At 64.2% G+C, this 21,423-nt stretch carries 19 protein-coding genes; 6 read left to right on the forward strand and 13 right to left on the reverse strand.

Translation table 11 applies throughout. The annotated features are described in order from the left end of the window. Positions 1–549 (reverse strand): 30S ribosomal protein S9, encoded by a 549-nt coding sequence (rpsI, locus tag GBB11_RS03855; protein WP_151528898.1) that lies wholly within the window; start codon positions 547–549, stop codon positions 1–3. After that, positions 546–989 carry a 50S ribosomal protein L13 gene (gene rplM / locus GBB11_RS03860; RefSeq protein ID WP_151528899.1) on the reverse strand — a complete coding sequence of 148 codons (444 nt, stop codon included), beginning with the start codon at positions 987–989 and terminating at the stop codon, positions 546–548. The genes rpsI and rplM overlap by 4 nt, the downstream gene beginning before the upstream one ends. Before the next feature lie 320 nt (positions 990–1,309). Here rplM and GBB11_RS03865 point away from each other — a divergent pair, with 320 nt between their 5' ends. Continuing rightward, positions 1,310–1,993 carry an SDR family oxidoreductase gene (locus GBB11_RS03865; protein WP_151549511.1) on the forward strand — a complete coding sequence of 228 codons (684 nt, stop codon included), beginning with the start codon at positions 1,310–1,312 and terminating at the stop codon, positions 1,991–1,993. Between the two features lie 271 nt (positions 1,994–2,264). On the opposite strand, the gene GBB11_RS03870 is transcribed toward GBB11_RS03865, so the two are convergent. The 4 genes from GBB11_RS03870 to eccCa form a co-directional block, all read right to left on the reverse strand. Continuing rightward, entirely contained in the window at positions 2,265–2,552 is a 288-nt protein-coding gene (locus GBB11_RS03870) for a WXG100 family type VII secretion target (protein WP_151549510.1), read from the reverse strand. 71 nt (positions 2,553–2,623) lie between these two features. Then, on the reverse strand, positions 2,624–2,938 hold the full coding sequence (locus GBB11_RS03875) for a WXG100 family type VII secretion target (protein WP_151549509.1): 315 nt from the start codon (positions 2,936–2,938) through the stop codon (positions 2,624–2,626). A gap of 190 nt (positions 2,939–3,128) precedes the next feature. Further along, positions 3,129–4,214, reverse strand: a complete 1,086-nt coding sequence (locus GBB11_RS03880; RefSeq protein WP_151549508.1) for a type VII secretion-associated protein — start codon at positions 4,212–4,214, stop codon at positions 3,129–3,131. Next, positions 4,215–7,850, reverse strand: a complete 3,636-nt coding sequence (gene eccCa / locus GBB11_RS03885) for a type VII secretion protein EccCa (RefSeq protein ID WP_151549507.1) — start codon at positions 7,848–7,850, stop codon at positions 4,215–4,217. A gap of 362 nt (positions 7,851–8,212) precedes the next feature. Here eccCa and eccD point away from each other — a divergent pair, with 362 nt between their 5' ends. Then, positions 8,213–9,640, forward strand: coding sequence for a type VII secretion integral membrane protein EccD (gene eccD, locus GBB11_RS03890; protein WP_192795892.1), 1,428 nt, complete (start codon positions 8,213–8,215; stop codon positions 9,638–9,640). Positions 9,641–9,646: 6 nt separating this feature from the next. After that, the gene (locus GBB11_RS03895) at positions 9,647–10,861 is read left to right on the forward strand and encodes a S8 family serine peptidase (protein ID WP_151582270.1); all 1,215 of its coding nucleotides are present in this window, start codon (positions 9,647–9,649) and stop codon (positions 10,859–10,861) included. A 44-nt stretch (positions 10,862–10,905) separates the two neighbouring features. Here the strand turns inward: GBB11_RS03895 and eccB are convergent, their stop codons facing one another. Then, entirely contained in the window at positions 10,906–12,249 is a 1,344-nt protein-coding gene (eccB, locus tag GBB11_RS03900) for a type VII secretion protein EccB (RefSeq protein ID WP_151549504.1), read from the reverse strand. A gap of 311 nt (positions 12,250–12,560) precedes the next feature. Here eccB and GBB11_RS10900 point away from each other — a divergent pair, with 311 nt between their 5' ends. Together GBB11_RS10900 and GBB11_RS03910 are read left to right on the forward strand one after the other, a co-directional pair. Continuing rightward, complete coding sequence (locus GBB11_RS10900; protein WP_225979193.1) at positions 12,561–13,229, forward strand: SHOCT domain-containing protein; 669 nt, start codon at positions 12,561–12,563, stop codon at positions 13,227–13,229. A gap of 234 nt (positions 13,230–13,463) precedes the next feature. Continuing rightward, the gene (locus GBB11_RS03910; protein ID WP_151528908.1) at positions 13,464–14,150 is read left to right on the forward strand and encodes a metal-dependent transcriptional regulator; all 687 of its coding nucleotides are present in this window, start codon (positions 13,464–13,466) and stop codon (positions 14,148–14,150) included. 18 nt (positions 14,151–14,168) lie between these two features. Here the strand turns inward: GBB11_RS03910 and GBB11_RS03915 are convergent, their stop codons facing one another. Further along, positions 14,169–14,429: a hypothetical protein gene (locus GBB11_RS03915; protein WP_151549503.1), complete on the reverse strand. Its 261-nt coding sequence runs from the start codon at positions 14,427–14,429 to the stop codon at positions 14,169–14,171. A 489-nt stretch (positions 14,430–14,918) separates the two neighbouring features. On the opposite strand from GBB11_RS03915, the gene GBB11_RS03920 reads away from it, so the two are divergent. Further along, entirely contained in the window at positions 14,919–15,500 is a 582-nt protein-coding gene (locus GBB11_RS03920) for an NADPH-dependent FMN reductase (protein ID WP_151528910.1), read from the forward strand. 346 nt (positions 15,501–15,846) lie between these two features. On the opposite strand, the gene GBB11_RS10995 is transcribed toward GBB11_RS03920, so the two are convergent. From GBB11_RS10995 to GBB11_RS03940, 5 genes are all read right to left on the reverse strand, one after another. Then, positions 15,847–15,972, reverse strand: coding sequence for a hypothetical protein (locus GBB11_RS10995; RefSeq protein WP_255441697.1), 126 nt, complete (start codon positions 15,970–15,972; stop codon positions 15,847–15,849). Positions 15,973–16,871: 899 nt separating this feature from the next. Beyond that, positions 16,872–17,030 (reverse strand): hypothetical protein, encoded by a 159-nt coding sequence (locus tag GBB11_RS10810; RefSeq protein WP_192796316.1) that lies wholly within the window; start codon positions 17,028–17,030, stop codon positions 16,872–16,874. A 28-nt stretch (positions 17,031–17,058) separates the two neighbouring features. Then, on the reverse strand, positions 17,059–19,494 hold the full coding sequence (locus tag GBB11_RS03930) for a DUF6541 family protein (protein WP_151549502.1): 2,436 nt from the start codon (positions 19,492–19,494) through the stop codon (positions 17,059–17,061). A 111-nt stretch (positions 19,495–19,605) separates the two neighbouring features. Further along, positions 19,606–20,484, reverse strand: a complete 879-nt coding sequence (truA, locus tag GBB11_RS03935; RefSeq protein WP_151549545.1) for a tRNA pseudouridine(38-40) synthase TruA — start codon at positions 20,482–20,484, stop codon at positions 19,606–19,608. A 64-nt stretch (positions 20,485–20,548) separates the two neighbouring features. Continuing rightward, entirely contained in the window at positions 20,549–21,421 is an 873-nt protein-coding gene (locus GBB11_RS03940) for a DUF998 domain-containing protein (RefSeq protein WP_151549501.1), read from the reverse strand. Positions 21,422–21,423 lie beyond the last annotated feature (2 nt).

The following is a 21,423-nucleotide window of genomic DNA, read 5'->3' on the forward strand; positions in this document are numbered from 1 at the left end:
TTAACGCTTGGAGTACTGCGGAGCACGACGGGCCTTGTGCAGACCTGCCTTCTTGCGCTCCACGGCACGGGCGTCGCGAGTGAGAAGGCCAGCCTTCTTCAGCTGCTTACGCTCAGCCGGGTTGTACTCGTTGAGGGCGCGGGCGATAGCCAGACGCATAGCACCGGACTGACCGGTGGGGCCGCCACCGGAGATGCGGGCACGGATGTCGAACTGGTTCTCGCGCTCCAGAAGGGTCAGCGGGGTCTTGATGTCCTGCTGGTTGAGCTTGGAGGGGAAGTACTCCTCGAACTCACGGCCGTTGACGGTGATCTTGCCGGTGCCCTGGGTCATGGTGACGCGGGCGACGGCGCGCTTACGACGGCCAACGGTCTGGATCGGCTGGCTGAGATCGGCCGGGCCCTCGGCTGCGGGAGCCTCGGCGGTCTCGGCGGACTCGTCCACGAGGGAGTCACCGATGGTGTTGGTGAACTCCTCGGTTGCGGCCTGCGCTGCAGCGATGTCCTCAGCGGAGGCTACCTGGGATTCGTTCTGGTTCTGTTCGGTCACTGGGCCACCTGCTTGATCTCGAAGGTCTCGGGCTTCTGGGCTGCATACGGGTGCTCGGAGCCGGCGAAGACGTGAAGCTTCTTCACCGAGGCGCGGGAGAGACGGTTGTGCGGCATCATGCCCTCAACAGACTCGAACACAACGCGCTCCGGGTGCAGCTCGAGGGAGCGACCCAGGGACATGGTCTTCAGACCACCCGGGTAGCCGGAGTGACGGTAGCGGAACTCACGCTCGCGCTTGTTAGAGGAAACAGCAACCTTGTCAGCATTGATGATGATGACGTGGTCACCGCAGTCGACATTGGGTGCGTACTGGGGCTTGCCCTTGCCGCGCAGGAGGCCTGCGGCGGTCACTGCCAGGCGACCCAGCACCACATCAGTGGCGTCGATGACATACCACTTGCGGGTGATGTCACCGCTCTTCGGGTGATAAGTAGACAATGCAAAACCTTTCAAAGTCTATTCTGCTCGCTGCCAGCCAAACGTGTCAGTTATGGATAGCGCGGCGGCCGGTGGAGACCCGCGCTATCAGTACTCTTCCCAGCTTCCGCATCCCCTCGAAGGGCAGGCGTTACTACGGCGAGTACACACGAAGAGTGAATTTTAGCCCCCTATAGCTGCGCAGCGCAAACTCCTCGCCGCGTCACTGCTCCGGCTAGCTCGGGAATATCGTCCCAGGCTGTGTCGTTGGTGCCGCAATGAAACACCGTGGGCTCTCCCCCAGGGTGGAACCACGCGTCTATAGCTTAAGGAGGACATCTATGTCTCATATCGTCATTATTGGTGGCCACGGAAAGATCGCCCTTGAGCTGGCCTCTATTCTCAGCGAACGCGGCGATAGCGTCACTGCATTGATCCGAAATCCCGACCATGCCGCCGATGTGGAGGCTGCCGGAGCACATCCGGTGGTGGTCGACGTGGAAGAATCCTCGATCGCAGAGCTCACCGCGGCCCTGCGTGGCGCGGATGCCGTGGTGTGGTCCGCCGGCGCCGGCGGCTCTGGTGGGGCGGCGCGCACCTACGCCGTTGATCGGGACGCGGCTATCCGCAGCATGGACGCCGCCCAAGCCGCCGGGGTGAAGCGCTATATTATGGTCTCCTTCAATGGTTCGCGCTCCCCACTACAGATTCCGGAGGATCATCCCCTCTACGACTACGCCGTGGCCAAGCTCGCGGCCGATATGCACCTGGTGGGCAGCGACTTAGAGTGGACCATCCTGGGTCCTGGCACACTGAGCGATGAGCCGGCGACAGGGACGGTGCGCGTCACTCCACTAACGCACGGGATGTCCTCCGAGACCTCCCGCGGCAATGTCGCACAGGTGGCGGCTGGCGCACTGCAGCAGCCCGCCACCATCCACCGGGTGATCCCCTTTATCAATGGCTCCACCCCTATCGCCGAGGCCCTCGCCGAGGTGCCTGAAGACTACTCGGAGATCAGCTAATACCGGACAGCGCTCGGGGGACGTGCGACAGCACACACCCCGCGGTAGCGTGCCGCCCATTCATCACTGGCGGCTGGTGCTACGACGCGGGGTGTGGCTGCGTATTGCTCGATGAGGTGGTGGTTCTTGAGGCCGCGCGGCACGAGGCGGTGCGCTCACGCGAGTGGGTGGCTGCGTCCCTGGAATGTGGAGATACACGGAGAACACGGGGATTCCACGGACACGCCCGCGCGCGAGACACACCGGCCCGAGCCTCTGCGGCGGCGGGCGGCTAGCTCCAGCTAGCGGCAGCGCGGCGATTGACATCGCTCATACGCTCATTGCCTTCTGCCACAGTGCGGGAGATGGTGGCCAAAATGGTGTTGATCTCCAGTGCGGCGGCATCCCACGCGCGCTGGGCTTCTTGGTAGGCGGAGGAGGACTCGCCTTCCCACGCCGCGGTCATCGGCGCGATCTGGGCTTTGAGGTCCTCCAAGTTGCCGTTGATCTTGGCGGAGGTGGCGCGAATATCCTCAGCCGCTTGGCTGATGGCGCCGAATTGATAACGAATCGTGTCCATGAGTGGCATTAGCCTTTCTGTGTTGCGCTCTTATTAAGTGTGCTGATGCAGGCGAGTGGGATGCGGCGGCGCTAGAGCGCCAAGCCGCCACCCACCCGACGGAATGCGGTTTCGTTCTCGGTCTCGGAAACGTCGAAGGCGCGGGCGTTGGCGCGGATATTCTCCGAGATGGAGCTCAGCGCCTCCTGCAGCTGGCGTGCCGAGGCGTCCCAGCGGCTCATGAGATTGGTGAAAGCCAGCTGCGCGCTGCCTTGCCAGCTACCACCGATGGCGTCGACGGTGCCGCGCAGCCGAGCCAGCTCGGCCTGAACGTCGTGGTTGGTCTGATCCACCTTGCCTGCGGTGGCGACCATGGTCTGTGATTCTGTGCGAAAGTGCCCAGTCATAGATGCTCCTTGAAAGATAATCCTGTGTGCATTGATGCAGCAGCTGCTGCCGGATATATAGGGAATGGACTGCACAGTGATCGGATGTGATGCTCCCCCGAGTGCTCCACACAATCCCCCCTGTGGTGGTGAAACCAAGTGGCTTCATGGGATATAGACGTCAGGCACAGCGACTGAGGTTCCGCCCCGGCTAAAAAAGCTTCTCCCCATCGCCGGTGGTGTTATCGCGGTGCTCGAGACTATCCACCGCCATGCGGCAGCTGGCGGTATGCGCATGGCTGGGCTGATGCCGCGAATGACAGCCCACGCTGATCAAGGTGTCCTGCTCTACCCAGGCGGTCCAGCGCACCAGCGAGCCATCGCCTGGTTCTTCGATATAGCTGGTCTGGGCGGGCTGCCCGTGCCGGCGAAATACGGCCGCCTCGGTGCGCAGTGTCTCATCCACGGCCACCATCGCCTCTACCTCGGCGATCACCGCCTCCGGCGACACAGAATAGACCTCATCGAAGGAGATGAGGATGCGCAGTTCGGGATCCGCACCGTTGAGCTGAAAGCTACTGTCCCCACGGTCACTAATCTCGAATCCCTCCGGGGTGCGCACCCGCACTGGGCCGCGCTCTACCACTATCTCTCGCGGCGCCGCAGCGCTTGTCGACGCCTCCTCCCCGGCATTGTCACTCGGCGGCGGGCTGGAACCCGGCTGCTCCGGTTCCGCCACGGTGCGCACCGGCGCCGGCTCCAAGGACTGCCGGGTAGACCACCAACTCACCCCCACCACGAACAGCACCACTGCCACGATGCCCACGCTAAAGAGATTGACCCGCTCCAGCAGCCGGGCGATGCCGCCACCGTGGAGAGAGCGGCGGCGCACGCCCTGTGGCGGCTGCGGCCACGGGCCGTCCTCGGGCTCCGGTTGCGGCGCCGCAGTAGATCGCAGCGCGGTGGCGGGCGGGGCGGGTGGCGCTGCAGGCGCGGTGGGCTCGGACGCTTCGACTGGCTCGGGTGGCGGCTCGCCATAGCGCCAGGCCCGCACGCGGGCGGTGTGACACTGCTCCAGCAGGCACTCGCCGGGTTCTTCGGCGGCATCGATGATCACCTCGACCTGCGGCCACTGGCTACCGGTCAGATCCCGCAGCTCGGAGACTAAGCGGCGGGCCTGATCGGGCTCGCTTAAGGCGGCGGCGCCGAGATCATAGAAGTAGTGCGCTTTAGCGGTGGTTGCCTCGACCACGATGGTGAGCGCATCGGTGACGGAGACTTCCCAACGGGGCATCATTTAGTCACTCACCACCTGAATGAGTCCTTCGGCACTGCCGCCGCGGATCAACTGGGCCCGACCCGGCGCGAGGGTGGCGGGCCGCGCCCCGAAGAGCGGGCCCTCGTCTTTATCACTGTCGAAGAGCAGCACCAGCGGCGAGGAGTCCTTCAATTCCGCGAGTCCAGGCGCAAAGAAGGCACGGGAGGCGCCGCCGGATTTGCGGGCGTAGATCAGGTGCAGGCCGATATCGGCGGCGTGCGGGAGCAGGGGCGCGAGCGGATCGAGTAGCCCGTGCGGCAGCAGCTCGGCGTCGTCGATAAGCAGATATAGCTCGGGCCCGCTCCACCAGGAACGTTGAAGCAGCTGCTGCGGGGTGATGTCTTCGCTGGGTAGGCGCTGGCGCAGCGTGGTGCAGAGATCGCTAATGAGGCTGCGGCTGGCGTCGGTAGTGCCGCTATAGCCGGCCAGCATGTGCTCGGGGAATGCCCCGAGGTGGCGGCGGCGATGATCGATCACCAGCAGCCGCACCTGCTCATGCGGCAGCTGTGCGAGGTGGCGGCCCACGACCTTGAGCAACTGGGATTTGCCGCAGCCCTTGTTGCCGAGGGCAATCACGTGCTGGGTGTCGCTGAAGTCCACCGCCACCGGCTCGAGTCGGGCCCCGCCCAAGCCCAGTAGCACCTGCTCGGAGTCGGGCAGGCTGGCGGCCGGCAGGCTAAGAGGCAGGGTTTTCAGCGCCGGCACGGCCGCCATGCCGGCTTCCTCGCTCTGCCGGGCCACATGGGCGATGTCTTGGGCGCTGGATTGGGCGATGAGGATATTCTCCCCTGCCGCGTTGAGTCCTCGGCCGGGCAGGGCGGGGAGTTTTTCTTGGCGGCGGCGATCGATCACTGAGTCCATGGCCTCGGGCAGACGCAGCTCATAGCGTTGGCCGATGAGATCCCGCACCGATGGCCGCAGGGCGGTCCAGCGGGAGGTAGAGATCACCAGATGCACCCGCGCCGCGAGGCCCTCGCTGGCGATGCGCTGCAGGCTCGGGGTGAGCTCCTCGAAGTCGGTGGTGAGTGCCTGCCAACCGTCGATAAGCAAAAAAGTGTGGCGCTGCTCCGGCTCATCGATAAAACCGAGCACCTCATCCACCACGCGGGCGATGGTTTCTTCCTGCTCGCGGCCAGCCACCCCAGCGGTGTGTGGGAGGCGAGTGAGGGTGCCGAGCCCGCCGCCGCCGAGGTCCAGAGCGTACACGCGTAGCGTCTCGGTGCTGTGGGTGGAGGCGAGCGCGGTGGCGATGCTACGCAGCATGGTGGTTTTGCCGCTCTGCGGCCCGCCGCAGACGGCCACATGCCCGTTTTGGCCGGTGAAGTCCACCACGAGGGGATCTTGGCGCTGCTCATAGGGGCGATCGATCACGCCCACCGCAGCACGTAGGGGGCCGAGATCCTCCACCACCCCGCCGAGCGGGATGGCAGCGGGCAGCGGATCCAGCCACACCTTGTGCGCCTTCAGCCCCAGCTGGGCGGCGCGGGCGGTGGTGAGTTCCACGGTGAGATCCACGAGCGTCTGGGTACTCGAGGGGCCCTGCTGCGAGCTGGCGCTGGCGGCGGGCAGGCGCGGCTCGGGCAGGGTATCGGCGCGGGTATCGAAGCGGCCCACCCGCACGATCGCCTCCGCAGCGGGGCTGGTACTGGCGCTGACCGGGCCGGAGACATAGCTTGCTTGGAAGCCGCGCACCTCGGCGGCATCGGCTTTGATGAAGCCACGGCCGGGTTGATTGGGCAGCTCATAGGCGTCCGGCACGCCGAGCACGTGGCGGGATTCCATGGCCGAGAAGGTGCGCAACCCAATGCGGTAGCTGAGGTGCGAGTCCAGCCCGCGCAGCCGCCCCTCCTCCAGGCGCTGGCTGGCGAGCAGCAGGTGGATGTGCAGGGAGCGGCCCAGCCGGCCGACGGCGGCGAAGAGATCGGCGAAGTCGGGATGCTGGCCGAGCAGCTCGGAGAACTCATCGATCACGATCACCAGCGCCGGCATCGGCTCGGTGCCAGCTGCGGCCGCGGCGGCGTTGAAGGCCTCCACATTGGGCACGTTGCCGGCCGCGCGCAGTACTTCTTGGCGGCGGTTCATCTCCCCAGAGATGGCGTCGCTCATGCGCTCTACCAGATCAGCCTCGGCGTGCAGGTTGGTGATCACTGCGGAGGTGTGCGGCAGGCCATCGAGGCCGAGGAAGGTGGCGCCGCCTTTGAAGTCCACCAGCACAAAGTTCAGCTCCGCTGGGGAGTGGCTAAGGGCAAGAGAGACCACGAACGTGCGCAGGAGCTCGGATTTTCCCGATCCGGTGGCACCGATACACAGCCCGTGCGGCCCCACCCCGCCGTGGGCGGATTCTTTGATATCGAGCAGCAGCGGCTGACCATCGCTTCCCACACCGATGGGCACGTTGAGGCGGGTGGGATCGCCTGGGGCGCGAGGCGCCCACAGGGTCTCGGCGCGCACATGCTCTTGCTCGTGGTAGCCGAGCAGCGGCAGGAGCTCTCCCGAAGGAGCGGTGCTGTGCCGCTCTGGCCGGTCGTGGGGATGAAGGGCCTTGGCCAGGCAGGTGGCCTCGGCGATGCTGAGGGTATCGGGCACCCCGATGGTTTCCTCGCCGCCGAGAATCGAGACCACCAGCGCGGCATCGGCGTGCAGGATCAGCCCGTCATTGAAGGCTGCCTCATACAGCGGCGTGGCCTGGTGGGCGTCGATGGCGATAATGAGATCCCAGCGGCGCGAGCCCACGAGGTGGGCGGGCTGCTCGGCATCGTCGATATCCACGATGAGTACCCGGCAGGCGGCCTCGCTGGGAGTGCGGGTGTGCGGCAACCATTTTAGCCACTGCCACTCCCCCTCGGCGGCGGCAGCGGCGCGGGTGCCGCTGAGCACCTCGATGCCGATGGCCTCGGGCCCGTGGTGAAAGACCAGTTGGGCGATGAGTGCCCGCGCGAGAGCCCGGGCCTTTTCCCCGTGCAGCGAGAGCACGCTGAACGAGCCCACCTGCACCACCAGTGGCATGGCGGGCACGGTGTCCACGGCGGTCACCATGTGGCGCAGCGCCACCGCGCACACCGGGTCAAGGTCCTCGGTGGCGTTGATGTTGTGTAATTCGATCGGCGTGCAGAGCGCGGTGGTGCCACGCCCGATGCGCACCTCCCCCACATCGGGATCGCCGAGGCTACGCTCCCACATCCGCGGCGAGCCGGCGGCGGCGTAGAGCGCCTTCGGATCGGGGTGGCGGTGCAGCTCGTGGGCGCGCTGCGCGGCGGCGTTGTTCAGCGCGGCGCGGCGAACATGCGAGAGATGCCGCAGATAGGTGCGGCGGGTGTCATCGCTGTCCTCGCCACCCTGGGGCATAAACATCGCCAGCATCGAGGCGCCCATCATCAGCGGAAAGAGCAGCATCATGGGATTAAGCTGCCGTTCTCCGGTGAGCATCAGCGCCACCATGCCCACCATGGCCAGCACCATCACCACCGGGATGATGATGCGCACCAGCGGCACCGGCTGCCGCGTCGGGGCATCCGGTACGGCTTCCGGCTGGATGCTGCCGCTGGGCAGCGGTGGTGCCGCGATCCGCTCGATCGCTCTGGTTTCTTCTACTGCCTGCGGAAATGCGACAGCCATATCTCAAACTCCCCCCGTAGCACGGATACTGGCTGCACCCGGCGCGCAGGCATGTCCCCCATCCCCGCGCCGCATGCATGATCGACGTCGCCCGCTCGCTCAGCCCCACCGGAACAGCGGTGCTCGGCCGCTGCTCCGGTGCGCCTCGAGTGGACACGGCACTGATCCTAAGCCAAGCTGATGGGCACTGCAGGCCAAAGGTTTCGCGTCTGCAGCTCGCCAGCACCCCATGGAGGGTGGAGGGGGAGATGGTTCGGGGGAACCATCGCAGCAGCACTCGACGCCGTCGTGCGCGCGAGCACCGCTATCTCTCTGTGCCGTCTGTGGGCGTGATCGTGTTATCTACTCAGGGGGAATTTCTTGTGACGCTGTCACTTCACTCACCATCGGCGCCGCCGCACGAGCCGCGCCCCGCCACCACGGCGGTGACCACCACCATCCGTCTCGACGTGCCGGAGCAGCCCGAGCGCAATCGTCAGCTCGATATTGTGTTGCCGCCGCGTTCCTCACTGGCGGAGGTGCTCGATGAGGTCTTAGATCTCCTCGATGCGCCGAGCATCAGCGTGCCCTGGCAGGGGCGCACCGCCGCAGGGGTGCCTATCGACGCCACCCGGCCGCTGCACACCGTGCCCTTCCTGCATGGGGGCGTGCTGGTGCTCGGGCCGTATGAGCAGCACGCCGCGCCGGTGGTCAAAGACACCGCCCATGCGCTTGCCGACGCCGCCAGCACCCCCTGCCGGCGCGGCCTCGATACGCTACCGCTGCTGGTGGCGGGCCTAGTAGTGTGTCTCGGCGCGGTGGCCGCACCGCTGAGTGCCACCGCAGTGGCGTGGTGGGGTGCCAGCCTCGCGCTGGCGGCCAGCGCAGTGGCCCTGCGGGCGCGCCGCCGGCTCAACCCAGAGGCCACCGCCTGCTATATGGGCATTGCCCAGCTCAGCGCAGCGATAGCCGGGGCCAGCGCCGCCCAGCAGCGCGGCGTGGAGGCCCTCGCGCTCTCGAGCAGTGCCGCGGGGTGGACTCTGGTGGCTGCTGCGGGTGGACTGGCCGCCGCCACCGCCCTCGGCGCGAAGACCCTGCATATTCGGCACTGTGCCGCGGCGATCACCACGGTCGCCCTGCTGACGGTGTGCGGCGGGTTGCTGGCCGCGAGCGGCGAGTGGGTGGCTGCCAGCGCCGGCACCATCGCGATGGCCATGGTGGCTATGAGCGCCGCGCCCAGTGTGGCACTGAAAGCCGCGGGTCTCCGGGTGCCGCTGATCCCCTCGGCCGGCCAGGACCTCGAGGTGGCCGATCATACGATCGCCGAGCCGGAGAAGAAGGCCCGGCGAACTGCGCAGATCCTGGGTGGTTTCTACCTTGGGCTCACGGTGGTACTGAGCCCGCTGCTGCTGGTGCTCGCCCAGCGCGCCGATGCCTTCGCCCTCGCCTTGGTGGCCTGCACCGTGGGGTCCGTGGTGGTGCATGCCGCCCGTCATCACGATGTCTGGAGCATGTGGGCGTTGTGGGTCTCTAGCTGCGCCGGGATGGCCGCGCTCGCGCTATGCGCGCTGCGTATGGCCACCGCGGAGCTTGCCGGCCAGGGCTCGTGGATTATCTGGCCGTTGGTGCTCGCCGGGGCTGTGCTCGCGCTTGCGGGCGCCGCTCCCCTACTCACTGGGCCGCTATCCACCATGGAGCCCACATGGCAGCGGCGCCTCGAGCGAGTGGAGCACATCGCATTGGCCGCCATCATTCCGCTCTCCGCGCACCTCATGGGCATATTCACCGCGATCCGCACCTGGGGATGGTAGGTCGTGATGCGCTTCGTGTGTCCCCTGATGGCCGCCGTGCTGCTCGTCGGCTGCGCCCCTCTCACCGTCGCCCAGGACTCGCCGCCCGCGCCGGATGCCCCAGACATTGCCTGCGCTCAGCCCGTGCAGATCAGCGACTCCGCTGGCGATCGTACCGCGTGGGATGAGGCTGTACGACGCTCCCTCGCCCTCCGCGATACCCACCAGCACGCCACCGGTGCCGGGGTAAAAGTCGCCGTGGTCGATACCGGGGTGGCGCAGCATCCACGCCTGCGCATGACCCCAGATGCGGATTTTATCCATCCCGAACAGCCGCGCGCGGATCATGATTGTGACTCCCACGGCACCGTGGTGGCGGGGATCATCGGTATGCTCCCCGACCCGAGCAGCGATGAACTCACCGGCATCGCCCCGGATGCTGAGATCCTCAGCATCCGCCACACCAGCACCCACTATCGCAGCCCGCAGCGCAGCAGCAGCGGCAATCTCGCGAATCTCGCCGAGGCTATCCACGCGGCCATCGACGCCAAAGCGGATGTGATCAACGTGTCGGTGGTGTCCTGCGTCTCTCCCGCCCGCGCCGCGGGGCTGAACACGCAAGCACTCCGCGCTGCGGTACGACGGGCGGAGGCCAGCAACGTCGTGGTGGTCGCCGCGGCCGGCAATGTCTCCGAGAAGTGCTCACCCGGCGATGTGGTGTATCCGGCGCATCTGCCCACCGTGATCGCGGTCAGCGCCGTCGATCACTCCACGCGCAGCCTCGCCGACTACGCACTCCCCGCCGCCGAGGACACTGGGCTGCGGCTCAGCGCCAAGGGCGATGTGCCCATAGCCCTGCACTCGGAAGGAAGCGGCCTCGCCTCTGGGGTATATGGCGACGAAGGGCAAGTACACGGCTATAGCGGCACCAGCTTCGCCACGCCGGTGGTCTCTGGCACCGTCGCACTCCTGCTGCAGCGCGACCGCCACGCCAGCCCCGCGGAGATCCGGGCGCGACTGGCCGCCATCGCCGACCCGGCGCGGGGTGAATTCGATATCCACGCCGCGCTCACTCACCTCGATCTCGATACCCGCACCACCGCAGCGGAGCGGGATATCACCATCCGCACCGTGCAGAGCGATCCCACCCGCAGCCGGGTGGCGATCATGGCAGCGGTGGCCCTCGCCGCGATCGCACTCCGCGCCATCATCCGCGGCTGGCACAGCGACCACGAGGCCTAAAAACCCTCGCCCCTCGCCCACAGGCTGAGGCGAAGGGCAAGGGGTTACTTATAGCGCTGAGCTATTCCTCTTATATTGCGATGCGCGGGAGCGCGGGCCGCTTCAAAAGACAGCACCTCGCCCTCCGGCAATAACGACACCACCGACCATGAGGCCGCCGTGGTGGACTCCACGCCCACCACCGCTAACTCTTTGCCCGAGGGCACCGCATGCCGCCGCCCCGTCTCCGAGATCACATGCGTGCCCTGGGCGGTATCCACCCCAAAAGCCAAGCCCGAGCGCTGCTCATCCTCATAGGCCGGACGGTAATGGGTGGCATGGGCACCCAACACGGGGATCGAACCCTCCAGCGCGCCCATCCGCACCCCAGGGCCGCGCTGTGTACCCGCCGAGCACACCGCCGCTGGATGCGACTCCGGCGCGCCGAGGAAGGGGGCGTCGATAAGCGAATACGGGCGACGCAGCAGCTGCAGTGTCTGCCCACTATCGCCGAAACCACTGATGTCCTCCCGCGTGCGCTCGCGCGTCCGCGCCCCCAGTTGCACGAGAATGCTGCGTTGCGTGTCCGTGAGCTCTATCAGGCCCTCGCGGCGGATGAGATAGGCGGCCCCGCCCACATCCGCGATCTCCCACGGGCCCGAGGGCACCGCGAAATCCGGCAGCGCATGAACAGTATTCAGCCACGTACTGGAGGTCTCCACCACCGGAGTGTCTCTATCCACCCCCACTGCCTGGCGGGTAGCGGCCCCCAGCTCATCACGCGCAAAAGGCAACCGGCGACGCCCCTCGGAGGTAATCAACCACTGCGTACCGCGCTCATCGCGGGCCACAAACGCCTCCTCCTCCCCCAGCGGCCGATACTCAATCCCCGAGCCCACGTGCAGCTCATCACTACGCACCTCGTGGCAGGCCACCAAAGGCTGCTCCGGCGCCGTGTCCGCCACGGCCGACGGCGCCACCCCGATGCCCACCTCATGCGCGAAACGCTGCGTGGCCAGCACCGCATCCGAAATCCGCGCTGGGGTGGCGGCCTCGCCCACCACCAGCCGTGCCGAAGCCAAATTAGTTACGGGATGAACGCCCTCCTCGGAGCGCACATAGAGCGCCCCCGAATCGGCCACCATGATCGGCGCCTCCCCTGGATCGCGCTGCGGCGAAAATAACGCCATCGCGCCGGCGCCCAACCCCACCACCACAGCCGCGGCAGCACCAAAGGCCAGCGCCTTATTCCGCGCCCCGAGCGGATCGTGGATCATTCGAATATCGCCCATCACCGCCCCGAGCTCGGCGCGACGGAGCAGAAACTTATAGCCGCTCACCTGCGCCTGCGTGGTGGGCTGCAGGATCGACCGCAGCGGCTGATGGTGTGTATCGGAGTGCTCACCCATGTGGCACCAGACTCCTCCCCCGAGAATGACTATTAGGACCGCGCCCTCGCACACACACTCACGCGAAAGCCTCTAGGTGGCTTTTCGACGCACCCCGTCCCCGACGGGTGCTGATGGCCTCAAGGCCTGCAGATTCTGTGCTGTGTACCTGCGCTGAGCGACGCTGCTCTCACTTTAAACGCTGCGCAGGCGGGGTGCAGGGTGAGGACAGCGCGTGCTCTCCTGTACTCACTGAATCATTCCCCAGAGCTCTACCCCCGCCCGGTATTCTGCAGAGGTTGGAGTACTCAACCATCTTGTGGAGGAACACTGTGGGCATTTTTAAGCGCCGGTCTGGGCAGACCCCTTCATCGTCTGATTCGAAGAACACCAACCTCGTGGGGTCGATGGTGGACAAGCTCGGCGCCAAGGTCGATTCCGAAATCGCGTTGCAGAAGCGGATGATCGCCAAAACGAAAATCATCCAGAAGCATCTCCCCGCACTTGAGCGAAACTCCTGTCTTGCAGCAGTATCACAGGCTGGGATGGTCCTGCGAGACGATGAAGAGATTCTTTTTGCAGCCGTAGCCAAAGAAGCGGACTTAGATGTCGGATGCGTACTTGTCGCCACGGTGGATCGCATTTTTATTGCCTATAACAAGACGCTCAACTTCGCCCATACAGAGCTGCTCTACAGCGCAATCGATCGTATTGACGTGGGGCGTAATCTCCGAGGAGCATGGATTAATCTGTGGTCTAATGCCCAGATGATTCAACTCGAAAAGTGCACTCGGGATTTCGAGGAATTGCAGGACATTGTGCGCGAGCGCCAAACAGCCGGAGCGCAGGATGCAGCCACTTCGCCTTCCCAGGCCGCGGCTGCCCCTTCTGATCTCGATACCGGCATGGAACAGATTAAGAAACTTGCTGATCTTCATGCCCAAGGAATTCTCTCCGACGAGGAATTCGCGGCCGCGAAGGCCAAGGCCCTCGGACTCTAATAACCGCCATACGATGAGTTATCGCTAGTCACGACATCGGGCCGCTGTGGTCGTGACGGTGGCCTGGTGATAACACTGATGCGCTTGGGATGGGGACACCCGAGTCAAGGGACCTCCATCCCAGTGCAAAGAGTTATACGCCGTTTGTGGAGCATCGCCACAGCGCGATAAGCGATATCGCTGACTAAGCGAAATTCTGAGTTGGGAGGCCCGAAGTACGGGTAGTCTGGAAGCATGTCTGTTAGCTCGTTATCTGCCAGTACCCAGAATTATGTGAAGATCATTTGGGGACTGAGCGAATGGAGTACGGCGCCCATCACCACGGGAATGATCGCAGACAAAGCTGGGGTGAAGAAGTCCACGGTCTCCGATGCGTTGCGCAAGCTTAGTGACGCCGGCCTCGTCGAGCACTCGCGCTATTCCGCAGTGACTCTAACGGATCTGGGCAGAGAGTACGCAGTGGCCATGGTGCGCAGGCACCGCCTGATCGAAACCTTCCTCGTGGACACCTTGGGATATCGCTGGGAACAGGTGGATCGCGAAGCGGATGCTCTTGAACATGTGGTGTCTGATCTGATGATCGAACGATTGGATGAGCACCTTGGCCATCCACAACGCGACCCGCACGGGGATGCAATTCCTGACTCGCAGGGCACTATTATCCGCCCGCCCGCGGTGCGATTAACGGAATGCGAACCGCATTCCGTGGTGACCATTGCCCGCATTGCCGATGATGATCCACAGCTTTTGCAGTACCTTGCCGAACATGACATCGGCCTCGATACGCGCGTTCAGGTGACGGCGGGACCGCCCTTTAGCGAGTCGATCACTATCACGCCGCACGACGGCGAGGAGGCACTCACTATCAGCAGCACCATAGCGCAGTCGATCTTCGCTATCCCCTCGCAGCCGCAGGACTAACTACGCTGCGCCGCGCGATCAGAAGAATCCGCGGAGCGCATCTGGGATTCGGGGCGGCGGCCCCATCTGCCAGGCTGCATCCACAAAACGGGTCACGTCGTCTTGATCGGCGTTGCGCAGGTAGAGGCTGACCATCCTCATGAAATATTCCATGACCTCTTCAGGCGCATGGGAGCTAGCCAAGATGCGCGTAGCCGATGCGGGGTTTCCCTCTTTGAGATCACTAAACATGCCTACGGCTTCTATCCAGTGACCATCGGAGGCTGGTTGTGCATCCATCGCTCTTCCTCCCTCGTATGACGAGAAGTGTCCATCCACCGCACCAGCACCGGCTGCGTCGAGGACACAGCCACTGCCCATATCGGTGAACATGTGCATGGTCTTCGGTTCACGCACTGCAGATCACAACAGAGCCGCAGTGTTCGTCTAGTCGAAGTTAAATGTTTGACACAGCCTATCACAAGCGCTCATAATTGCCGTGGATAACTACACACTGGTGCCCGCGGTCGCTGCGGGCGGGGCGGATTAGCGCATTTATGCAGCTCAAAGTGGATCACCACCGCTGCGAATGCATGAGTACGAGCCTTTCTGAGCGGGCCCGCACGGCCCCTCCGCGATGGAGCTTTCCCGTCGCGTGCTCATCGTCTCAGCGGCACGTGCCTCAGCGTGGTTATGCCACAGCACGGCCCCCACACCAGGATCGTCCTCCACTGCGGGAAGCGCCGAGCAGCCCCTCAACACCAGCTACACACGCTTTAAGGAGTATGTATGACTAACAAGAACGTAGTAGTACTTGTCGGAAGCTTGCGACGTGGATCCTTCGCCCGCAAGATCGCGAAGAATGTGATCCCCATGTTCCCCGAGGACATCTCCGCCGAGATCGTGGAGATCCGGGACCTACCTTTGTACGACTTCGATTATGACGATCCCGAGGTCGAGGACAAGACCACCCCGCAGGAGTACACCGAGTTCCGCGAGCGGCTCAAGCAAGCCGATGGCGTTCTCTTCGTTACGGCAGAAAACAACCGCACCATCCCCGCTGCACTGAAGAACGCCGTTGATATCGGATCCAAGCCCAACTCCGATGTGGCATGGAAGGGCCTGCCCGCCGCGATCATCAGCCACTCCGTTGGCCGCATGGGCGGCTACTCCTCCCAAAAGAACCTGAAGCTGGCACTCTCCTACTTCGACATGCCGATGCTGGGGCAGCCGGAGGTATTCCTCGGCCAGTCGCCGACGCTTTTCGACGACAATGACAAGATCGCCGTGGAATCCACGGTGGAGTTCCTCCAGGGCCACGTCCAGCGCTTCGTCGAGCTCATGGAAGCCAACCCGCGAAACAAGGCCTAACGCCCCGTGCGCGGAGGGGTACGTACACCCCAACCAATTGCGCTCACGAATTAAGCCGCGCCAATCGTTTCGGTCTGCACGTACCGGCGACTAGTGGAGGCAACAGCTTTGGGTCTCTAGCTACCACCCACTAGCTGTGCAGCCTCCTGGCGCGGCTTTTTCGTACCTCTTTAACGGCGCCACCGAGGTGCGGTGAGTTCTATGAAAGTGCCGATCCACATAGACGACTGGGCAGCACTCCACTATCCGCCGCTCTACCGAGCTCGCCCTCGATCACTTCGGCTCCCTCAACAAACTCATCTTGCGCGGTGCCATCGGACGGAGCAAAGCGCCGCGTCGGAAACCACTATCCGGACAAGCGATAGTAGTTAAGCCGCGCCACTAATTTCTCAGCGCGGGTGGGATCATCCGCCCTCAACCCGCGTTCGCGAAGCAATTCGATCTGTTCCCTATAGGTCTTGAACTGCTTCATCTGCCTCATATGTACCCCAGCACACAAGACAAGGACCGGCCCTGCCCCCACCGAGGTGGGCAGCGGAACCGGTCATGTTGGTGCTTATACTACCTCGCGAACCCCACCGAAGCGAGGAAGATCTGCACACTCGTGGAACACTGCCCTGCGTGTTCATTGGCTCTCTGTCGCCAGCGATCATCTCCGCGCCCTCTCAGAGCAGGACCACGAGGTGGCCGGCGCCCTGCACCCCATCGATATGGCAGAGGAGGGTAGATGAACAGCTCCGTGACCTGCTACGGCTCCACGGTGGAGGCGCTGCGTCTGGCCGCAGGCCTGCTGCTGTCAACGGGTGGATCCGAATACGTTCTTTTAAAAGGGACTACCCAATAAGGATGCCGTGAGGCATGTCTCCGTATCGAGCTGGTTGAGCCCTTCCCCGCGCGAGGAAGGTCCCTGCAGCTGCCTTGTCGTCGATGCGCATGCCGCGTTGCTCGAGCAGTTCTACCTGTTGCTCGTAGCTCAGCCACCTTTTCTCCATCGCGTATGCCTCCATAGAAATGAAAGGCCCCAGTCATGTGTGCATTACCCACAAGGGGAAGAGGCCTGACCGAGGATCTATCACCGAACATTTTACGTCACCGCGCCCACTGGCACAACGGTACTGCTGTCAGGGTATCCGGATCGGGGAACGTTCACCGGCATAAAGGCGAGAAGACACAGTCGCGCTCGCGCGCACCCCGAATCATGTCACCCTAGGCGCTTATCATGGCTACTACTGAGTTTCAGGCATGTACCGACGCTGCCTCGGCGGCTATCCGAGCCCACGAGCAGCTCTATCAGCCCTGAGAGGAGCACGGCCACCTACACCCCATGGACCGAATCCACACCTATCCGCCACTGCTCCCCCACCCCGTTAACTAGCGCTCATCATCTCGCTCATCTGCGCCATCGCCAGAGTCCCGCCGCTGCGATGGGCGCGCGCCTTTGCCGAGGACCTTGGCGGCGACCACCACTGTGGGAGTCACCAAGGTGATGAAGAAGATGAGAACAATGATGAGGATGTCGCCTGCGCCCATGGTTGCGCACCTCCGTGCTGTCGTCGGGTTAGGAGTCCTTGTCTTCTGGATCCGCGGCTGCGATCGGCTGGGGTGCTGGGCCGCGGGGCGGATCATCGAGGTGATCGCCCTTAAAGCGCCAGCCCTGCATGGTGACAGAGAGCTCCTTCGGATCGCGGTCACGATTCTTATTGGGTTTAGAGGGGCGATGGAAATAGGGCACCTCTTCGCCCTCGTCGTTGACGCGGGTGGGCAAGGGCGGCAGCTTCTCCGGGGAGAAGCGTGAGTTCTTGCGAATCTCCAGCAGCTCCTTGTCGGTGAAATTAGCGTTCACCGCCCAGATCACTGTGTCGTGGTCCTTGTACACCGGGGTGAGCCCAGGTGATTCCCAGCTACCGTGGTCGAGGCGCAGGTGTGGGTGCTGGAAGGGCCAGAAGATCGGCGGGGAGGAGATGTAGTACTTCACGTTGAGTTCTTTGACCATTTCATCGGCAAAGTTCTCCTCATCCGGATCATAGGTGGTGCCAGCGCCCACCAAGTTCGGATAATCATGGGCGATGTGTGTCGGCGAACCAATGGGCGGCTCGGGCCACTGATAGTGCTTAAACACCGCGGGCAGCCCGTTATAGGCATACATCCACCCATGACCATCCGCCGGCTCACCAATGATCGTTCCCTCATAGGCACCGGGCTGCTTGGCCAGCCAGTCGAAGGCATGGCGATCATAGGGGGTGACCATGCGCTCTACGCGGTAGGTGGAGCCCACCGCCCACTGGTCGCCGCCGCGCACAGCCGCCTGGGCCTCGTCGATGGCCACGAGTACCACGATTCCGCTGAAGAGCAGCGATACCGCGGCAGAGGCCGCCGCCCAGGCACGCACCTGTTTGCTTGGGGCGGGATCGTCATAGTCTGGGGAGTGGGCATGCTCCCCCGCTGCGGCACGGGCGCGGCGTATCTGGGAACGACGCAGCCACCAAGTCACAGGGGCCAAAGACACTAGCCGCACCGCGGCAGCGAGGGCCACGCCGGCGCCGGCGGCGATGAAGATCCCCACCGGCATCACCAGTCGGTGTGGGCCGTTGTAGTGCAACGCCGAGATCATGTGCAGCAGATCTCCCACGCCGGTGCCGAAGGGCTCGAAGGCTTCGGTGGTGACCGCCAAGAACACTCCATAGGCTGCGGCAGCCCACAGCGCGCGACGCCACAGCAGCGCCACAATGCCGCCGGCCAATGCCAGCCAGAGCAGCCCCATGTGGGACTCAAATATCTCGGTGTGGCGGGTCTGCAACGTAGCGGCGTGATACCACGCCTCCGAACGGGAGAAACCGAAGTCCTCCCCGAAGGCCTCCACTTCCTTCGTCGCGCCGAAACCAGCCACAATCTGGGGCAAGAGCACTAGCATTGCGCCTGCACCAGTCGCGGAAAGCAACCCCACATCCTTCAACCGGACGAGAATGCGTTCCCGCCAATTCGCCGGTGTCGTCGACGGCGACCACAGCAGATACAACAGCCAATAACAGGCCACGAGTGTCACCACGATCGTGACTACCGAGGAATGCACTTGGGCCGCGCCCAAAAAAGCCATCCCGGCGGCCAACGCCCGGCCAGGGTTCTCCGACACCTTCATCATCGCGCAGCCAGCGATCATCGCCATGCCTACACCCGCGATATACGGCCACGCCCCCACGTAGTGCCCGATCCAGAACACAGCCGGAATAGCGTAAACAATAATCGCGGCGAAGGCGGCCGCAATGCCCGCCGCCATGCCGCGCGAGCCAAGGATGCGCCATGCCACATAGGCTGCGGCCATCACAAAGCCCAGTGCTGGGAGCATGATGGAGGATATATTCAGTGCCTCGATAACGGAGTAGTTGCTGGCGTCGACAAGCGCAAAAACCCCAGCATGCCAACCGGAGGGATAAAACTGGCTCACCTCGGGCTCGCGGGAGAGTACCTCACCCATGCGGGTCGGCGACGCCATGTGGTTCTCCGCGATGTAGCGCACCACATTGGCGTGCCATTCCACATCCCAGCCTTGGTGGATCGAGCCCAGCCCCTCGGGGGTGTCTGTGAGGATCTCCAGCCCCCGTCGGAGGAACATACTGACCCCCAGGAGCACACCGGCCGCCGCGATCAACCAGGTGTAGGTGCGGCTATTGCGCGCGCGGCGTCGCACCGCGTCGGTGATACGCGAGGAGGCATCGCCCCAGCCTTCGCCGCCGCGCGCCCGCGCGAAGCGCCGTTGGGCAATCACGAGCCGCGCCAACCCCCATAGGGCTGCGATCACCCACATGCTGATGATGCCGCCGCGGATAAATCCACCGTCGTAGTCTTTATCGATAGCGCCGGCCAACCACGCCAACAACCCGTAGATGCCGAAGCTCAGCGGCAAGGACATGGCAGCTGCGCTCGAGGGACGCAGCCCGCTGATCAGGGCGAAAATAAAGCCGGGCAGCAGAAAGACCAGACTGGTGATGGTGAGCACCGAGAACAACAACGCGTCTACCCTGCCTTCATTACTCGCATGAGGGATACTGCACGGACTTTTATCCTAGACCCACTACCCCACGGGCAGGTATGCCCGCGCTGCACACCGCTAGTGATCACGGCGTTTTTTGGTCACGAGGGAGCGTGCCTGCAGCTCCTCGACGCTCGTCGGATAGTCCACCCCGGCCAGCGCCAGCCCTCGTGCTGGGGCCAACCGCAGCCGCGGGGAACGGGTGTCGCGGAGAAGCAGATCGTCCACGAACTCCACCGGTTCGGCGCCGCGACCTACCTCGATGCAGGCGCCGACGAGGGCGCGCACCATGTTCCAGCAAAACGCATCCGCGCTTAGCGACGCTTGAAAGAGCCGGGGCTCCAGGGCAGTGGAGATATCCTCCCACTGGAAATACTGCAGAGTGCGGATCGTAGTGGCGTGGGGCTTGGCTTTGCAGAAGCCCGCAAAATCGTGCAGGCCGAGCAGCCGGTCCGCGGCCTGGTGCATCAGCTCGAGATCCAGTTCGTGACGGACCTGCGCGGTATCGCGGCGACGCAACGGGTGGGCTCCGGCGCGGGCACAGGTGAGACGGTAGACGTAGTGGCGTCGTAAAGCGGAAAAACGCGCGTCGAAACCCTGCGGGGCAAGCTGCACATCGCGGACCTGGATATCGCCCTGGAGCATCTTATTCAGCCGCGTCACCAAACGCGCGGGATCGCCATTAATGGAGCGGGACTCCAGGGCCGCAGCAGGCACATCAGCATGGGCGACCTGGGCGAGGGCATGGACGCCCGCATCGGTACGGCCAGCCACAACCAGCTCAATGGGCTGGCGAAAGATCGTGCTCAGCCGCTCTTCCAGCTCCTCTTGCACCGTGCGCGGGCGCGGGGCATCGGGGTGCGCACGGTTGAATTGTTTGGCCCAGCCGTGAAAGTCCGTGCCGTCATAGGCGAGGTCAAAGCGCAGGCGGACAGTATCAGACTGCGCGGTGTCGATCTCAGACACGGGAGATAATCCTCCTTGCGGGATGAGCGAGACACGGCCACGGTGACGCGGCCGTTTAGTTGTTCATAAAATACTTGGTGAAACGCTTGGAGCCGGTGAGCACCACCGTCAAACCATAAAACTGCAGCCACAGCCCGAGGGTATCGAGGGAGATGCGCTGGAAGATACCGCCCGAGGCGCCGGTGACCGCCACGAGGAACATCATCGCGGAGACAACGGAGAAAAAGAGTATGAGCGCGGTGGTGATGATGAACGCCCAGCCGGCGGCCTTCACCCCGTGCGCGGCGCGGGCGCCGACAATCACGATGAATGTGACCACCAAGGTGGACCACGCGGAAATGTAGATCAGCCCCAGCATGGCCTCATGCACCCACCGGGTGATATCGAGAGGCGCCAGCCCTGCCAGGCCCACGCCCACACCCCACACGCCGATCAGCCGAGTCACGCGGGCATCTAAGAGCGGGTGGAGGCGGGTGATGCCCATGCGGAGCTGCTCGCACATCAATGAGGCGGTGAGCATCAACACCCCAGTGGCGAGGAGCGCCCCGTTAAACACGAAGAATCCCGGGGAGCAGATCTCCACCGCGGGGATCTCCATGGGCAAGGAGCCGCAAGTGCGGGCACCGAGATCATCGACTCGGTTGGTCTCGATATTGAAATCGCCCAGATAGACCCGCGCGGCATAGAGGCGGGCCAGGAAAATCAGGAGCGGCCCGAGGAAGATCATCCAGCCGATCGTGCGGATGCGCGACCACTGCATCGCGGCATTGGAGGGGCGGTCCTCATAGCGGGGGCGCGGTCGCTGCTCCTCGCCCGTGGCCGCGGCGCTCGGGGTGGCGCTGGGCGTGGCGGCGCTCGACGTATCCGCAGCACGAGAACCCTCCTCGGGTGGCTGCGGGGACTGCGGGGCGCCGCTGGTTTCATTCACGC

Origin of the sequence: Corynebacterium sp. 74A, from assembly GCF_008930665.1 — a bacterium.
GTDB classification, from domain to species: domain Bacteria; phylum Actinomycetota; class Actinomycetes; order Mycobacteriales; family Mycobacteriaceae; genus Corynebacterium; species Corynebacterium megadyptis.

Bases quoted from the DNA above. Each gene is read 5' to 3' on its own strand.
- GBB11_RS03880 (WP_151549508.1), bottom strand. From the start codon at position 4,214: ATGATGCCCCGTTGGGAAGTCTCCGTCACCGATGCGCTCACCATCGTG.
- GBB11_RS03865 (WP_151549511.1), top strand. From the start codon at position 1,310: ATGTCTCATATCGTCATTATTGGTGGCCACGGAAAGATCGCCCTTGAG.
- GBB11_RS03910 (WP_151528908.1), top strand. From the start codon at position 13,464: ATGTCTGTTAGCTCGTTATCTGCCAGTACCCAGAATTATGTGAAGATC.
- GBB11_RS03895 (WP_151582270.1), top strand. From the start codon at position 9,647: ATGCGCTTCGTGTGTCCCCTGATGGCCGCCGTGCTGCTCGTCGGCTGC.
- GBB11_RS03870 (WP_151549510.1), bottom strand. From the start codon at position 2,552: ATGGACACGATTCGTTATCAATTCGGCGCCATCAGCCAAGCGGCTGAG.
- GBB11_RS10810 (WP_192796316.1), bottom strand. From the start codon at position 17,030: ATGGGCGCAGGCGACATCCTCATCATTGTTCTCATCTTCTTCATCACC.
- eccB (WP_151549504.1), bottom strand. From the start codon at position 12,249: ATGGGTGAGCACTCCGATACACACCATCAGCCGCTGCGGTCGATCCTG.
- GBB11_RS10995 (WP_255441697.1), bottom strand. From the start codon at position 15,972: ATGAAGCAGTTCAAGACCTATAGGGAACAGATCGAATTGCTTCGCGAA.
- eccCa (WP_151549507.1), bottom strand. From the start codon at position 7,850: ATGGCTGTCGCATTTCCGCAGGCAGTAGAAGAAACCAGAGCGATCGAG.
- GBB11_RS03915 (WP_151549503.1), bottom strand. From the start codon at position 14,429: ATGGATGCACAACCAGCCTCCGATGGTCACTGGATAGAAGCCGTAGGC.
- GBB11_RS03920 (WP_151528910.1), top strand. From the start codon at position 14,919: ATGACTAACAAGAACGTAGTAGTACTTGTCGGAAGCTTGCGACGTGGA.
- GBB11_RS03875 (WP_151549509.1), bottom strand. From the start codon at position 2,938: ATGACTGGGCACTTTCGCACAGAATCACAGACCATGGTCGCCACCGCA.